This is a genomic window from Flavobacterium sp. HNIBRBA15423 (assembly GCF_052655965.1).
This window is the reverse complement of the sequence record NZ_CP199751.1, coordinates 3,655,243-3,671,803: the sequence shown is the minus strand read 5'-3', so window position 1 is coordinate 3,671,803 and position 16,561 is coordinate 3,655,243. Positions and strand designations below refer to the sequence as shown.

Sequence of the window (16,561 nt, the reverse complement as noted above, 5' to 3'; positions counted from 1 at the left end):
ATAAACTCATATATGCGTTATTAAAATAATTTTTTTACTTTTGCGTTTATCAAAAATACTATTAACTTTATATTCTCTATATGAAAAAACTAAAACCTTTATTATTTGCCTTTATTATTTTGTTTTTTACCAATTGTGAAAAGGATTTTGATATAGATGAAGTTACCACTAATAAAAACAACTTTAATTTCAAAACAATTACTTTTAATGAAGTAGCAAAAATTAATAAAAAAGTATCGCTAAAAGTTTTAGAATTAAAAAACGATTTTTCACAAAGAAATGCTATTATTCAAGGCGTTTTAGTAGACACTACAAACATTGTGCATTTACAAAGAGAAGATGGTTTCAATTCCTTTTCTTTTAAAATACAACAAGATATCAATCTTGACCATTTTCAAAATCTGGTCATAGAAAATTTCCCTAATGGAGAACAAAGAACCTTATTAGTAAAATTTAATCTAAATACTCCTTTACTATTCTTAGACAAACAATCGATTTCAAATGCTACTACTTCTATCGAAGCAACTAATTTGTCAAACAACAATACTTCTGCCAATAGAGGAACAGGGTCAGACTGTATAACAGTAGGTTATTATGAAACAGTAGATATGTGTGAGGGTGAAGCTGACCTTTCAGAACACCCTGAATGTCTTAATGCTGATGGAACTAGAGCTACCAAAGAAGTATTTATAACTCTTGCAGAAGATTGCAGCGATGATGGAGGTGGTGGAGATGGAGGTTTTAATGGAAATCCAAATGACCCAAATAATGGAGGGAATAATGGTTCAAACGGTGGTGGTACTTATAATGGGTCTGGTATTTTTATACCTAATATTTATAATGGTGATGAAGACCCAACTAACTCTGAATTTGTTCTTGCAGGTCAAGTAGCTAACTATTTTAATGCCTTACCTCAAAATATAAAATCACTTACAAGTAATAATACTTGGGTGTATGCCTATCTAGTAGCATATTTTAGAGATCATGGAAATACAGTTAATAATAGAAACACACCAAATGCTACAGCAGCACTAAATAATTTTTATAATTTTCAATTAAACTCCTACAGCCCTAATTTATCACATGTAGCTCATGAAAAATTAAACTTTTGGGCTTATTATAATTTTTTAAATAACAATCTTATTAATGTTAATACACAAACCATTTTTAACATTAGAGATTATGTTATACAAACAGCTAGTTCACAAAATGATGAATCTATTATAGATTATCTTTTTAATAATTATCAATCTAATGAAGCCTTAGAGTTTATAGAACAACTAATCGAAAACAGCGTAGAAACTGGCTTAACTTTTGATGTAGAATTATCTAAAAAATCACCAGCAAATATAGATTTCTCTGAAATTAACAAAAACACTCCAGAAGGACAAAAGCTAGATTGTATTTATAAAAAACTAACCAACTCTCCAGAATTTAAACGATTGTTTGAAGGCACCTTTGGTGGAGACCAGCAAAAATTGAATATAAAGTTTAAAATGCAAGCTAATTTAGTAAATAGTAATGGTAATGTTGACAGAGGGAAAACTGTACCTGTAGATGCTCCAGCGGGTAGTGATGGTATTTATCATGAAATTATTATTAATAGTGATCATTTGGCTGGTCCAAATGCTACATCAAATATATACATTGCTAAAACTATTATTCACGAATTAATACATGCTTATTTAAATGTTAGATACAGAAGTATTGATAATGGCGTATCTTTAACTTTTCTATCAGATTTAGAGTTGGAAGAGTTATTGTTTTATGTCTTCTATGATCCTGATCCTATACAAATAGGAATTAAACAACATAATTTCATGTCTGATCATATGATTCCTGAGTTCCAAACCATTTTAGCTGAAATTGTAAACGATTTATTATCGGCCCAAGATTTATACAATTTCAATAACTTTGATATCATTGACGCTAATGACAATATTATTGAAAATTATAATTTTCAACATTTTTATACTTCACTGGCTTATGAAGGATTGCATCATACTGATGGCTATTTAAATAATATAGATAATAACATAATTGAAAAAACTAAACATATACAATATAATAACTATGCAAGTACAACATCACAAAACTGTCAATAAAACCAAATGGATATTGTTTTTTTGTATTACCTATTTTTCCTTGAACGTAATATACTCACAATCTACAGAAAAAATAAAAAGTGTGGATACAGTATATTTATTTATTGATAAAATAAAAAAGAATGTAAGAGTATATCCTGATCCAAATAGAAATAAATCTATTTTTTTACAGAATTGTATAATTTATGAGTTAAATACTAATCAAAAACACACAATTCTTTTTGTAAGTAATACATATAAAAACACGGATGATTTCGAAAAAGGTATTAAAAACGATGAAAGAATTGAAAAAAAAACCTTCTTAAAGAAGTATAAAGATATTATTTTAGATGTTGATTTTTTTGAAAGAAATGGTTTTAAAAACACTTTTAATCTACTTTACAAGAAAACTATTTATCTCATTGACAAAGATGAAATAAAAGGCAGAAAAATAAAGGTAAAACAAGTAAGAATGAGTTGTTTTACTTGTTTTGAAGAATAATTTTAAAAAGACTAGTTTTCAACAAACTAGTCTTTTTGTTTAATTTTATATCTCAACACATGATACCAGTATTTAAAACGATACTTTCTCAAATCATTTCTGATGTAATACCGCAAAGTGATATTAATAATTTAAATAATCTACAAATAACTGATGCAAATGGCACATTTATAGAAAACTTTAGTCTTACCAATTTTTATACCTATCTTGCTTTTGAAGGTTTACACAATACACCATGCTATATAAGTGACATAGAAAACAACCCAATTGAATTAACAAAATATGAAGAATATAATAACTATGCAAAAAATTCATCTCAAGACTGTCAATAGAATGAAAATAATACTAATATTTTGTATTACTTTTTTTTCTATAAATATCACATATAGTCAATCTTTAGAATCACTAAAAAAAACAGACACTATATATGTTTATTTTAATAAAACACATAAAAACACACTTAAATATTCTGATGCAAATAAACATGTCGAATTTTATAAAAACTGTATTACTTATGAATTTAACTCAAATCAATTAAATACTATTTTTTTCATAAGTAACACATACAAAAATTATGATAATATGGAAAAAGGTATTAAAAATGATGAATTTTTAGCAAAAAAATCATTTTTAAAAAAACACAAAGACGTTATCTTAGATTATGATTTTTTTGAAAGGAATGGTTTTATAAAAACTTTTGATGTTTTATATACTAAAGTAATTTACTTAATTGATAAAGATGAAATAAAAGGTAGAAAAATAAAAGTAAAGCAAGTAGATATAGCATGTTTTACTTGTCATGGAGAATAATTATAAAAGGCTAGTTTTAATTAAACTAGCCTTTTTGTTTATAGTTCTTTTTGTCTAAATTAGGACTAGAAGAGTTAATCTATTATTATTTTACACCAGCTACCGAACATAATTTTATGTTTAACCAAATGATTCCTGTGTTTCAAAACATTTTATCAGAAATTATAGATTTTTATTCAAATATAATAAAACAGGCAATCTTTAAATTTAAAGATTGCCTGTTTTATAGATCTAAAATTCGATAAAATTAATCCCTACTAGATAACTTAGAAAGTAATCTCAAAAACTCAACATATAACCATACAAGAGTTATCATTAAGCCCATTGCACTAAACCATTCCATGTATTTAGGGTATTGTTGTTCGGCTCCTTTTTCAATTTGATCAAAATCTAAAAATAGATTTAAAGAAGCAATTACAATTACAAAAACACTTATTCCTATACTCATTAATGAATTTCCTCTGTGTACCGGTTCAAAATTCATAAATAATGATAGAACCCATGACAAAAGATAGTAAGTAGCAATTGCTAATGTAGCTGCAATAACTATCGATTTGAATTTTTCAGTAACTTTTACAATTTGGTATTTATATAAAGCAAAACAAATAATAAAAGTAACAAATGTGCAGCTAACCGCTTGAATAACTATACCAGGATAAGCAGCTTCGAAAAAGGCAGAAATTCCTCCTATAAAAAGACCTTCAAATAACGCATAACCTGGAGCAACCCATGTAGAAGTTGCTGGCTTGAAGGATGCAATTAATACAAGAACAAAACCTACTATTCCACCACCAATTGCAAAAAGCATTGGGTTATAACCATTATAAGCCAATAACCATGTTGCTATTGCTGAAACTAACAAAATGGTTAATAAAGTAAAACTTTTGTTGATAGCTCCATTAACAGTCATAGTTTCTTCAATGTCTATGATAGTAGCTTCCACACTTCTTGAAGTATTATTAAAGGTCTTAGATCCTAAAAAAGGATTTTTTGATTTTAAATTCATATACTATATTTTTTACAAATATAAAAATTATTCTATTTCAGAAACACGTAGTGTGTTTACCATTCCTTTTTTAACAATTGGCATAGCGGCAAGATTAATCACCATGTCACCTGTTTTTACATAGCCTCTCTCATGGCAAATTTGGTTAATATCATCAATAGTATCATCTGTACTTACAAACTTGTCATAATAATAAGCTCTCACACCCCAAAGTAAATTCAATTGCGTAAGAATTCTTCTGTTAGAAGTAAATACTAAAATATGGGATTTTGGTCTCCAAGCAGAAATTTGAAAAGCAGTATAACCACTGTTAGTCAAGGTAGTAATTGCTTTTGCACTAATGTCATCAGCCATTATAGCAGCATGATAACAAATAGATTTGGTTACAAAACGTTTAGTTCTTACGTGAGGAGGATTTAAAGGCACCTTAATAAGTGGAGAATCTTCTACGCTTTCAATAATACGTGTCATGGTTTCAATTACTTGTACAGGATAATTTCCTACAGAAGTCTCACCAGAAAGCATTACAGCATCTGCACCATCCATAACCGAGTTAGCTACGTCATTTACTTCAGCTCTTGTAGGAGTTAAACTGGTAATCATGGTTTCCATCATTTGCGTAGCCACAATTACAGGAATACGAGCTGTTTTAGCTCTATGAATTAGTTTCTTTTGAATTAAAGGAACTTGTTCTGCAGGAATTTCAACACCAAGATCTCCACGAGCGACCATTAATGCATCACAAAAAGCAACAATTTTATCGATGTTTTCAACTGCTTCAGGTTTTTCTATCTTAGCAATGATAGGAATTTTATGATCAGAATGTTTTGCAATTAAGTCTTGTAATTCTTCTAAATCTTTAGGTGTTCTTACAAAAGATAAAGCAATCCAATCTACTTTGTTTTCAATGGCAAAAATAGCATCTTTAATGTCTTTTTTTGTTAAAGCGGGCAATGAAACTTTAGTATTAGGTAAGTTAACTCCTTTTTTAGATTTTAAAGGCCCACCTTGAATTACTACTGCTTCAACTTCTGTCTTTTTATCTGTTTTAACCACTTCAAAAATAAGTTTGCCATCATCTAGTAAAATACGTTCTCCAGGATTTACATCTCTTGGAAACTCTTTGTAATTCATGTAAACCTTAGAAGCTGTTCCTAATATATCTTCTGCAGTTGTAAAAGTTATTTTATCTCCTTTTGCAACTACAACATCTTCTTTCATTACTCCAACTCTTAATTTTGGACCTTGTAAATCTCCTAAGATTGATGTAGTGTAGCCAAATTCTTCATTTAACTCTCTAATCATCCCTATTCTTTCTTTTACATCGTCATAATCAGCATGGGAAAAATTAACTCTAAATACGTTTACTCCAGCGTCAATCATATCTTTTAACACTTCTTTTGAACTAGTTGCAGGTCCTAATGTGGCTACAATTTTCGTCTTTTTTGTTGTTGGCATTTTAATTAAAAAATTAAATTATTTTTTGATTTAAGTTTGTTCTGGTTAATGGTATATACCATGGAAATCTGGTCTATTGCCGAAAGTTTTTGAAGTATAGTTTCCAAAGGGAAAAAAGGACTTTCAATATTTTCGATTTTTAAAATGTAATCTGCTCTTTTATATTCGGGCAACATATACATAGTAACGTCTATAGAATCAAAAATTCCATTAGTATTTTTTTCAGAAGGTATAGCAGTAGCCTTATTTTCAAATACATTCCATATAATATCATGAACTTCATCATCAAAGATAAAATGACTAAAAGAGCTTTTACCATCTTTAGTTTCTATTTCAATGTTTGTGTCGTTTTTACTTAATTGAATATGCAATGCTTTGTTTATAAAATAAGCCAAACGATAATCTTCAATACTAGAATGTATGGCAATGAGCTCATAATCTATCGAAATAAAATCATTTATTTGAATTTTATGAATAGCCATATCTCTGAAAAATAAGTTGTAAATATACTATTTAAAATATATAAAAAGTATTGTTTTTAAAGAAGTTAAGGATAGTTTACTAACGAAAACGTTTTAGTTTCCAAATTAAATCGTTATTTTTTGTCAATTTTTTCTTGAAGAGCAAAATAAGCTCTTTTTGATGCTTTTTCTTCTGCTTTTTTCTTTGAAGTTGCTCTGCCTTTTGCAATAATTTTTTGGTCAATAGTTAGTTTTACACCAAAATATTTTTGATCTTCTATCCCTGTATCATCAAAAATTTCAAAAGCGAATTGCTTTTTTTCTTTTTGGCACCATTCGATGACTAAGCTTTTATAACTAATTACTTTTCCTTCTAGTTTTGGAATATCAACATAAGGTTCAATAACTTTATCATAAATAAATTTTTCACAATAATTAAATCCTCTATCAAGGTAAATGGCACCTATGAATGCTTCAAAAATATTACCATGAATATTTTCTCCAAAATGTTGCGGATTAACTTTACTTTCAACAAATTGAATTAAATTAAAATCTCTACCCAATTCATTTAAATGTTCTCTACTTACAATTTTTGAGCGCATTTTTGTTAAATATCCTTCATCACCAGTAGGAACTTCATTATATAAATGTGCAGCAATAACACTTCCTAGCATTGCATCTCCTAAAAATTCTAAGCGTTCGTAATTAAATGGAGTTCCTTTTTCATCTAATTTGTTTGTAGAACGATGAGTAAAGGCTTTTTTGTAATATCTTATTGTTATTGGCTTAAAGCCAAGAATTTTGGTAATTTTATCAAAAAAAATCCCGTCTTCATGAGAACGGGAATTTTTTATTATTTTTTTAAAGAATTTACGCATGAATAGTTATGCTTCAAGTTTTTTAAATAATACACAAGCATTGTGCCCTCCAAAACCAAAAGTATTGCTCATAGCTACTTTGATGTCTCTTTTTTGAGCTTTATTCAAAGTTAAATTCAACTCTGGATTTATATTTTCATCTACAGTAGTATGATTAATAGTTGGAGGTATAATTCCTTTATTAATAGCTAAAATAGAAGCAATAGCTTCAATTCCACCAGCAGCACCTAATAAATGGCCAGTCATGGATTTTGTCGAATTGATATTGATATTTTTAGCATGCTCACCAAAAACAGCACTAATAGCTTTCAATTCAGCAACATCTCCTAAAGGTGTAGAAGTTCCATGTGTGTTAATATGATCAACTTCTTCTGGATTCATGCCTGCATCACGCAAACAATTTTCCATTACAGCAATAACACCTAAACCTTCTGGGTGAGGAGCAGTTAAATGATAAGCATCTGAAGACATTCCGCCACCACCTATTTCACAATATATTTTAGCTCCACGGGCTTTTGCATGTTCATATTCTTCTAAAACAAGAGCACCTGCACCTTCACCTAAAACAAATCCATCTCGAGTAGCATCAAAAGGTCTTGAAGCTGTTTCTGGACTATCATTTCTTGTAGATAATGCATGCATCGAGTTGAAACCACCCATTCCTGCAATAGTAACAGCAGCTTCAGAACCACCTGAAATAATAACATCACACATTCCTAAGCGAATGTAGTTAAAGGCATCAATCATAGCATTTGCTGAAGAAGCACAAGCTGAAACAGTAGTGTAATTAGGCCCCATAAAACCATTGCGCATAGATATATGTGCAGGAGCAATATCAGCAATCATTTTTGGAATGAAGAAAGGATTAAATCTAGGAGTTCCATCTCCAGCAGCGTAGCTTAATACTTCTTCTTGGAAAGTTTCTAAACCACCTATTCCTGCTCCCCAAATAACACCAACACGGTGTTTGTTAATGTTGTCTGGAGTTATTCCAGCATCCTTTATAGCTTCATCACTTGCAATAATTGCATACTGTGAAAATTTGTCTAAACGTCTAGCCTCTTTTCTATCGATATAATCTTCAATTTTGAAGTTCTTTATTTCGCAGGCAAATTTGGTTTTATGTTTTTCTGTATCATAATAGGTAATGGGAGCCGCACCACTTTTTCCACTGATTAACGCATCCCAATATTCTTGAATGTTATTTCCTATTGGAGTTAGCGCTCCTAGACCAGTTACAACAACACGCTTTAATTGCATATAGATATATTTTGATTATATATAAAAAAACCCAAAGTGCTTTTAATAATAACTAAAAGAAACAATGGGTATTACATAGTTTATTTTTATGATTGTAATACAATCAATGTTTTCTACTAATAAAATAAATTTCTCGTTATAAATATATAATTAAAAAATTTATTTAACTTAACCTTTGAGAGTATTTAACATAAATCAAAGGAAATCTAATTCAAGATTTTAAAAGTAAAAGCGAAACAACAACACCCATATGAAAATAATTCAAATGGGTGTTTTTGATATTATTTCTTAGCTTCTTCGATGTAAGAAATAGCTTGACCTACAGTAGCAATGTTTTCAGCTTGATCATCTGGAATTTGAATATCAAATTCTTTTTCGAATTCCATAATTAGCTCAACAGTGTCTAATGAATCAGCTCCTAAATCGTTAGTGAAGCTAGCTTCAGCTACAACTTCATTTTCGTCAACACCTAATTTGTCTACGATAATCGCTTTTACTCTTGATGCAATGTCTGACATAATCTTTTAATTTTAATTTAATTTGTTGGCAAAAATAAAAAACTTTATTTTAAAACAACCTTTTTGTTACTAAATAAGACTACGAAATTAAAAAAAATAATTCACAAAGACTTCATTTTTCTATTTTTTACCAATTATTATTCTTTTTTTTGTGTAATAAAAATTACAGGGTAATGAAAAAAATAGTCATATTTGCTTCTGGTACTGGTTCCAATGCCGAGAAAATAATATTACATTTCAAAAAATCAAATCAAGGAAACGTAGTCGGAATCTTTTCAAACAATCCTCATGCCAAAGTTTTAGAATTAGCTAAAATACATGATATTCAATCGGTTGTATTTGATAAACAAGAATTAAATGAAGGTTATGTTTTGCAAGAATTAAACAAGATTCAACCTGATTTAATTGTGTTAGCTGGATTTTTATGGAAGTTTCCTGTGTCAATAATTGTTCAGTATCCTAATAAAGTAATAAATATTCATCCTGCACTTTTACCTAATTATGGAGGAAAAGGAATGTATGGGATGTATGTTCATAAAGCTGTTTTTGAGAATAGTGAAAAAGAAACCGGGATTACTATACATTATGTAAATGAGAATTATGATGAAGGAGCATTTATTTTTCAAAAAACTATAAATATTGAAAATTGTGTAACTCCTGAAGAAATTGCAAAAAAAGTACATCAATTAGAACATCAATATTTTTCTGAAGTTATTTCTGAAATTCTAAATACTCAATAAATATTTTGGCACACGAGGTTCACATATATACAGATGGTGCTGCTAAGGGAAATCCTGGTCCAGCAGGTTATGGTGTGGTTATGGAATTAATTGATACACCTTATAAAAAAGAATTCTATGAAGGTTTTCGATTATCTACTAATAATAGAATGGAATTATTAGCTGTAATTGTAGGATTGGAAAAATTAAAAAAACCAAAAACAAAAGTCTTAGTAGTTTCAGATTCTAAATATGTTGTTGATGCAGTTGAAAAGCGTTGGGTGTTTCAATGGGAGAAAATAAACTTCAAAAACAAAAAAAATCCTGACTTATGGCTACGTTTTTTAAAAGTGTACCGCAAGCATCAAGTTGATTTTAAATGGGTAAAAGGACACAATAATCATCCACAAAATGAACGTTGTGATGAATTAGCTGTTATGGCTTCCCAACAAGAAAAGTTATCCATTGATTCTTTTTATGAAGAAAGTGATAAATTGTTTTAAATTGTTTTTGGTAAGTTTTTTCAGAATTAATTCAAATGGGAAAAATTATTTAAGGCTAATATTAAATAAAAATGAGTTAATAAGTTATTGTAAAATAGATAAATAGTTTATAAATAATTATTTTTGCAAAAATTAAAATTATGGAACAAAGGAAATTAAAATCATTTAATCTTCAAGAAATGTTGATAGTGCTAGCTATTATTGGTATATTATTGTTATTAGCTTTGCCAAATTTAATGCCTTTAATTACAAAAGCAAAAAGTGTAGAAGCACAAACACAACTTAAGTTTATCTATAATTCGCAAAAACAATATCATTTTATGTATTCTAAATATAGTAATGATTTAAATGAAATTGATTTTGAAAAACCAAAAACTGTTAAAGAAAATGGAAGTGCAAACTATGTTTATGAAATAATTCAATCTACAAATTCTGATTTTAAGGCAAAAGCAACTTCTATTACTGATTTTGATAATGATGGGATTTTGAATGTATGGGAAATTGATCAAAATGGAGTTCCTAAAGAAATTGTAAAAGATTAGTGTGATTGTTATTCTTAAACTTTTTATAATTTCAATTTTTGCACTTGTTTTATATCAAGATACAAAAGACAGAATGGTCTATTGGTTTTTATATCCGCTCATAGGTCTGTTGGGTCTTTTAATCCAATCATTTTATATTCCATGGAATGCTATTTTGATTTATATTTTTATAAACCTAATTTTAATTTTAGTTCTGATATTAATCTCCTATTTATATTTAACTGTAATCTTAAAAAGAAAATATATTAATGAAAGTATAGGGTTAGGTGATTTATTATTATTTATTTCTTTAAGTCTTGTTTTTCCAACCATTACTTTTTGGGTACTATTTGTAATTTCATTATTATTTTCATTAGTTTTATATTTTTTCATAAAAAACATTAAGAAGGAAATAAAAACTATTCCTTTAGCTGGCTATATGTCCCTTTTTTTTGGTATCATATATCTAGTTACTTTATTTGCAAATAAAAACATACTTTATATTAATTAAATGACTGAATATATTATTCCCATTTCAATACAACAGCTTATTACTGCAGAACAAGCCTACAGATATAGAATTGTACCAACGTCATTGAAAGATGATGGATTAATTATTTTGATATCAGATTCAAAGGAGTTAAATATTCTAAAAAATGAATTAGAAATAGTTTTAGATAAGAATATTGATTTGGAATTTAAAGAAACTTCTATCTTAAATCAATATTTATCAGTTAACTACAGAAAAAATACAAACAACACAGTTTCAAATATTGAATATACAAATGACTTTTTAGAAAAGATTGTTATTACTGCAAAAGAAATAGGTAGTAGCGATATCCACTTTGAACCTTATGAGAATAAAGCTCGTGTTCGTTATCGCTTAGATGGAAAATTAAAAGAACAATTTCATATTTCAAATGAAGAATATCCAGTTATAGTTAATAAAATTAAAATTAGAGCACAATTAGATATTTCTGAAAAAAGATTGCCACAAGATGGAAGAATAACAATTTCAACAGAATATGATGATTTTGATATTCGAGTATCAATTCTACCTACACTACATGGTGAAAAAGTAGTTTTACGTTTACTTAGTAAAGATACGTCACATGTAAATATTGATTCTCTTGGTTTTAGTGATGATGAATTAAAAATTTATTTAGAAAACATAAAAAAACCAAATGGAATTGTTTTAATTTCTGGACCAACAGGTTCTGGAAAGACAACAACCTTATATGCAACCTTAAAGTTATTAAATCAAGTTAATACAAATATTTTAACTGTTGAAGATCCAATAGAGTATACTTTAGAGGGTATTAACCAAGTACAATTAAAAGAAAGTATTGGACTAGATTTTGCTACTACTTTACGAACATTTTTAAGACAAGATCCTGATATAATTATGGTAGGAGAAATTAGAGATGTTGCTACTGCAAATATGGCAGTAAGAGCTGCGCTTACAGGTCATTTAGTGCTTTCTACCATTCATACCAACTCTTCGTGGGCTACCGTCTCTAGATTAGTGGATATGGGTGTTCCGTCTTTTTTAATAGCAGGTACTCTAAATTGTAGTATAGCTCAAAGATTAGTTCGTAAACTATGTAAGTCTTGCCGAAAAGAAGAAAATATTAATCATTCAATATTTCCAACAGGATTTGATATTCCTAATGACTTACAAAAACATTACATAGCTGTTGGGTGTAATAATTGTTTTCATACTGGTTATAGTGGAAGAAAAGCAATTTATGAAATACTACCTATTACATTAGAATTATCTGAATATATAAAAAACGGAAAAACAACAATAGATGATTATATAAAAAGCAACAATATAGCAACATTGAAATCTAATGCTTTAAAAATGATAATCAATGGTGAAACTTCTGTAGAGGAAGTATTTTCGTTATTAATGATTTAAATCCTATATATTTGACAAATTTTTATAATTGAAAAATAATGAAACAATTTCTTTTGATTTTTATTCTACTTGTCACTTTTTCATTAAAAGCTCAAGATGTTAGAATTCAACAAATTAAAAACAATATTGAAACTATAATTCCAGAGTCTACAGGGTTAGGACAAAAGGTAAATATAAATATAAAGCAAGCTTCTCTTTCAGAATTTTTATTAGCTGTTTCAGAAGTTCATAAAGTAAATATAAGTGTTACACCTTCATTAGAACAAATTATGATTGTAAATAATTTTTCTGATGTGACGGTTTCAGACTTATTAGTTTTTTTGTGTAAAGAATATAATTTAACAATAGATTTTACAGGAAATATATTAGCAATAAAGCCATATCAAAAACCTCAAGAAATTCCTATACAAAAAGTAATTGATGTAAAATACAAATTATCTGAAAATCTACTAAGTCTAAATTTGAAAGACGATAAGTTATATGATGCATTCAAAAGGATAACAAATGAAAGTGGTAAAAACATTGTTTTTGCACCAGGTTTAGAGAATAAGTTATTAACAGCATATATAATTGATATGCCTTTTGATGACGCATTAAATAAATTAGCATTTGCTAATAATTTAGAAGTGGAAAAAACTAAAGACAACTTTTATTTGTTTGACAATTTGGGTGGTGAGTATGAAATAAGTTCAAATGATAAAACAAATCTAAGTCAAAACAAGCCATCAAGACCAATTCGATCTAGAAAATCTAATTTTTATTTTGTTGTTTTAGATGCTGAAAAGAAGCTCTTAGAAGTAGATTTTGAAAACACCCCTATATCGAATATAGTTTATGATATTGGTAATGAATTAAATTTAGATATTTTTATTTCAAATCCATTAGAAAGTGCTGGAACAGCAACTTTAAAAGCAAAAGAAATTACATTTGATGATTTATTAAATAAAATTTTTGAATCTAAAAATAATGTTATATCTGGAAACACTGGAAATTTTCAGACCCCAAATAATAATAATTCACAAGGATTAAATGAATCAAGTGCATCAACAGATAATTATACTTATTCTAAAAAAGATGGTATATATATATTTGGTTTAAAAAATCAATTAATTGTTAGGAATATTAAATCGATTCCTCTAATGCATCGATCCATAGAGATTTTAAGTGATCCAAGCAAAGAAAGTAGTAGATCGGCAGGTAGATTAAATAATACTAATAATACCTTTAATAATTTTAATTCCACAAATGACTCTTCAAGAAATGCATCTAGTTATTCAAGTACCTCTGCTAGTCAAGAAAAAACTGGAGGTAGTATTTTAGAAATTTTTCCCAAAGAAATTCTTTCAGGAATAGATGTTAAAATTGATACAGAATTAAATAGTTTTATAGTAAGTGGACCATCAGAAAACATTGCTAGATTTGAAGATTTTGTAAAATATATCGATAAGCCTGTTCCTGTAGTGTTAATTGAAGTAATGCTTTTAGAAGTGAGTAGAAGTGCCTCTATAGAAACAGGTATTTCCGCAGGAATAGGAGATAAACCCACTACTACGTCAGGGACAGTTTTTCCTACTGCAGATATCAATTTAGGAGCACAAACTTTAAATAAAATTATAAATCGTTTTGATGGATTTGGTTCGTTGAATATTGGGAATGTTGTGCCTAATTTCTATCTAAGCCTTAAAGCATTGGAAAGTAATGGTTCAATTAATATAAGATCTACTCCAAGACTCTCAACGCTTAATGGTCATAGAGCTTTTCTTTCCATTGGAGAAACAACATATTATGTGGTAACCAATCAAAATTATTATGGATCACAAATACCGCAAACTTCTGAGATAAAAAATTATCAGCCTATAGATGCAGAATTGTCATTAACTATAAGACCTTTAATTTCTGGAGATGGTCAAATTACTATGGATATAAAAGTTGTCCAGTCTAGTTTTAATGGACAAAAAGTAGATAAAGACGCTCCTCCAGGAATCAATTCTAGAGAATTTACATCTATTATTAGAGTAAAAGATCAAGATTTAATTGTTTTAGGTGGTTTAGAAGAGAAAGTAAAAAATGATACTGGTTCTGGTGTGCCTTTATTATCAAGAATTCCAATAATTAAGTGGTTCTTTAGTTCAAGAAAAAGAGAAGATTCTAAGAAAAAACTATCGGTGATAATTAAACCAACAGTGATTTATTAATGATTAATTCAAAAATAGAAAATAAAATAATTGGGAAGCAATTCTTAGGTATAGAAGTTTTTTCTAATGCGAAAATAGAAAAAATAAACTGTGTATTAGTAAATAAAGATAAAGATGAACTTTCAGTAATTGAATACTATAAATTTAATTCTATTAATGAGATTTCATTTGATAAAGTAAATAATACACCAGCAATTATAACTATTAATACAGATAAAGTTTTAATAAAAGAGATTGATATTGTCGAAAAAAATGATTTGATTTTAGTAAAAAAAGCTTTTCCAAATTTAAATTTAGATGAGTTTTATTATGATATTTGGAGATTAACTGACAAAAGTATTGTATCAATTGTTCGAAAAAATTATTTAGAGAATTTAATCAATAGTCTTAGAAATACTTTTAAATTAAAAATTGCAACTGTTTTTATAGGAATAGCCCCTATAAAAAGTACAATAAATTACATCTCGCAGAACACTATTGATTTAAATGGTAGAAGTTTTGATAAAATAAATAATAGTTTACTATTTAGAACTTCTTTTGAAGATCAAAGTATTTATGAAATAAGTGGAATGAGAATTAAAGGAGAAGATTTATTATCTTTTTCAGGAATTGTTTCTTTCGTTTCTTTAAATTTAGGGACAGGTTCAGTTCTTGAATTGAACACAATAATTAAAAATGATTTTTTGCAAGATGCTATTTTTAAAACTATTTCTCGTTTTACTGTATTTAGTTTGCTTGTTATTTTGTTAATTAATTATGTGTTTTTTACACATTATTTTAATAAATATGAAGAATTGACTTTAAAGAATGAGCAAGAAATTAGTAATCAATCAAAACTTGAGGTGCTAAAAAAAAATGTTTTAGAGAAAGAGAAAAAATTAAAGGAAATTGTTTTGTCAAGTTCTGAAAAAATAACTGTAAAGGTTAATACTATTACAAAATCAATACCTAATACAATACTTTTAGAAGAATTTCAATATCAACCTGTTGAAAAAAGAGGAAATAATGAAAAATTAACAATATTTCATGAAAATAGTATTGAGATGAAAGGGATTACTACTGACAATGATGATTTTACAAATTGGATAGAATCTCTGTCTCAACAAAATTTTATTGAAGAAGTAATAATTATTGACTTTGGAAAAAATGAAAATAAAGAATTAGCATTTACCATCAGCATAAGTCTAAATGAAGTTAAATAAAAAAAATAAAATATTACTTATTGCGATAATAATCTCGCTTATATTAACTTACAAACTTGCTATTGTTAATACAATACATTATCATAGCTTATTAAATACCCTAAATAAACAATTAGAGAATTCTTTAGAACAACATAACGCGTCAAATACTTTGGTTATAAAAAATAAAAGATTAGATGTTATTCTAGAAAAGTTAAATTATAGTAGCGAAATAAAAAATCAACAAAATAACCTTTTAAAAGTAATTAATGAAAATGCTGAAAAATATAATTTAATTGTTGTTGCATTTGAAGAACCTAAAACAATAGTTGAGGCAAATAATAAAATAACTCATTATTATTTTAGAGTTATTGGAGAATATAATAAAACATTGTTACTGCTAAATTATTTAGAAAATAATGCCATTTTCGGAAAAATTAAACATTTTAATACCGTAAAAAAAACAAACTATAAAGAAAACAGGAAATTCATTACTACTGAAATTATACTTGAAAAGAAAACTTATTTAGATAATAAGAACTAA

At 27.6% G+C, this 16,561-nt stretch carries 18 protein-coding genes; 11 read left to right on the top strand and 7 right to left on the bottom strand.

Annotation, left to right across the window (positions count from 1 at the left end; translation table 11 throughout):
• The first annotated feature begins 80 nt into the window (after positions 1-80).
• Genes ACULEV_RS16395 through ACULEV_RS16380 form a run of 4 tightly spaced genes read left to right on the top strand, consistent with a single transcriptional unit; the run spans position 81 to position 3,396 of the window.
• Positions 81-2,105, top strand: coding sequence for a hypothetical protein (locus ACULEV_RS16395; protein WP_445456124.1), 2,025 nt, complete (start codon positions 81-83; stop codon positions 2,103-2,105).
• 40 nt (positions 2,106-2,145) lie between these two features.
• Positions 2,146-2,586, top strand: coding sequence for a hypothetical protein (locus ACULEV_RS16390; RefSeq protein WP_445456123.1), 441 nt, complete (start codon positions 2,146-2,148; stop codon positions 2,584-2,586).
• Between the two features lie 59 nt (positions 2,587-2,645).
• The gene (locus ACULEV_RS16385; RefSeq protein WP_445456122.1) at positions 2,646-2,918 is read left to right on the top strand and encodes a hypothetical protein; all 273 of its coding nucleotides are present in this window, start codon (positions 2,646-2,648) and stop codon (positions 2,916-2,918) included.
• Between the two features lies 1 nt (position 2,919).
• A complete protein-coding gene (locus ACULEV_RS16380; protein ID WP_445456121.1) occupies positions 2,920-3,396 on the top strand; it encodes a hypothetical protein in 477 nt (158 codons plus the stop codon).
• A 247-nt stretch (positions 3,397-3,643) separates the two neighbouring features.
• On the opposite strand, the gene ACULEV_RS16375 is transcribed toward ACULEV_RS16380, so the two are convergent.
• The 6 genes from ACULEV_RS16375 to ACULEV_RS16350 form a co-directional block, all read right to left on the bottom strand.
• Positions 3,644-4,402, bottom strand: coding sequence for a Bax inhibitor-1/YccA family protein (locus tag ACULEV_RS16375; protein ID WP_445456120.1), 759 nt, complete (start codon positions 4,400-4,402; stop codon positions 3,644-3,646).
• Between the two features lie 27 nt (positions 4,403-4,429).
• Positions 4,430-5,860 carry a pyruvate kinase gene (pyk, locus tag ACULEV_RS16370; RefSeq protein WP_445456119.1) on the bottom strand — a complete coding sequence of 477 codons (1,431 nt, stop codon included), beginning with the start codon at positions 5,858-5,860 and terminating at the stop codon, positions 4,430-4,432.
• 5 nt (positions 5,861-5,865) lie between these two features.
• The gene (locus tag ACULEV_RS16365; RefSeq protein ID WP_445456118.1) at positions 5,866-6,342 is read right to left on the bottom strand and encodes an IPExxxVDY family protein; all 477 of its coding nucleotides are present in this window, start codon (positions 6,340-6,342) and stop codon (positions 5,866-5,868) included.
• A gap of 113 nt (positions 6,343-6,455) precedes the next feature.
• Positions 6,456-7,199: a ribonuclease III gene (rnc, locus tag ACULEV_RS16360; RefSeq protein ID WP_445456117.1), complete on the bottom strand. Its 744-nt coding sequence runs from the start codon at positions 7,197-7,199 to the stop codon at positions 6,456-6,458.
• A gap of 6 nt (positions 7,200-7,205) precedes the next feature.
• Positions 7,206-8,459 carry a beta-ketoacyl-ACP synthase II gene (fabF, locus tag ACULEV_RS16355; RefSeq protein WP_445456116.1) on the bottom strand — a complete coding sequence of 418 codons (1,254 nt, stop codon included), beginning with the start codon at positions 8,457-8,459 and terminating at the stop codon, positions 7,206-7,208.
• Positions 8,460-8,740: 281 nt separating this feature from the next.
• Positions 8,741-8,977 (bottom strand): acyl carrier protein, encoded by a 237-nt coding sequence (locus ACULEV_RS16350; protein WP_002988156.1) that lies wholly within the window; start codon positions 8,975-8,977, stop codon positions 8,741-8,743.
• A 173-nt stretch (positions 8,978-9,150) separates the two neighbouring features.
• Between ACULEV_RS16350 and purN the strand changes: the two genes are divergently transcribed.
• From purN to ACULEV_RS16335, 3 genes are all read left to right on the top strand, one after another.
• The gene (purN, locus tag ACULEV_RS16345) at positions 9,151-9,717 is read left to right on the top strand and encodes a phosphoribosylglycinamide formyltransferase (protein ID WP_445456115.1); all 567 of its coding nucleotides are present in this window, start codon (positions 9,151-9,153) and stop codon (positions 9,715-9,717) included.
• A 5-nt stretch (positions 9,718-9,722) separates the two neighbouring features.
• Entirely contained in the window at positions 9,723-10,199 is a 477-nt protein-coding gene (rnhA, locus tag ACULEV_RS16340; protein ID WP_445456114.1) for a ribonuclease HI, read from the top strand.
• A gap of 140 nt (positions 10,200-10,339) precedes the next feature.
• Positions 10,340-10,741: a prepilin-type N-terminal cleavage/methylation domain-containing protein gene (locus ACULEV_RS16335; protein WP_445456113.1), complete on the top strand. Its 402-nt coding sequence runs from the start codon at positions 10,340-10,342 to the stop codon at positions 10,739-10,741.
• Between the two features lie 207 nt (positions 10,742-10,948).
• Here ACULEV_RS16335 and ACULEV_RS16330 read toward each other — a convergent pair whose 3' ends face one another.
• Entirely contained in the window at positions 10,949-11,113 is a 165-nt protein-coding gene (locus ACULEV_RS16330) for a hypothetical protein (protein WP_445456112.1), read from the bottom strand.
• A gap of 118 nt (positions 11,114-11,231) precedes the next feature.
• Between ACULEV_RS16330 and ACULEV_RS16325 the strand changes: the two genes are divergently transcribed.
• From ACULEV_RS16325 to ACULEV_RS16310, 4 genes are read left to right on the top strand one after another with little or no spacing between them, the layout of a single operon-like run.
• The gene (locus tag ACULEV_RS16325) at positions 11,232-12,641 is read left to right on the top strand and encodes a GspE/PulE family protein (protein ID WP_445456111.1); all 1,410 of its coding nucleotides are present in this window, start codon (positions 11,232-11,234) and stop codon (positions 12,639-12,641) included.
• Positions 12,642-12,679: 38 nt separating this feature from the next.
• Entirely contained in the window at positions 12,680-14,836 is a 2,157-nt protein-coding gene (locus tag ACULEV_RS16320; protein ID WP_445456110.1) for a type II secretion system protein GspD, read from the top strand.
• A complete protein-coding gene (locus ACULEV_RS16315) occupies positions 14,836-16,038 on the top strand; it encodes a hypothetical protein (protein ID WP_445456109.1) in 1,203 nt (400 codons plus the stop codon). Before ACULEV_RS16320 ends, ACULEV_RS16315 begins: the two co-directional genes overlap by 1 nt.
• Complete coding sequence (locus ACULEV_RS16310; protein ID WP_445456108.1) at positions 16,025-16,561, top strand: hypothetical protein; 537 nt, start codon at positions 16,025-16,027, stop codon at positions 16,559-16,561. Before ACULEV_RS16315 ends, ACULEV_RS16310 begins: the two co-directional genes overlap by 14 nt.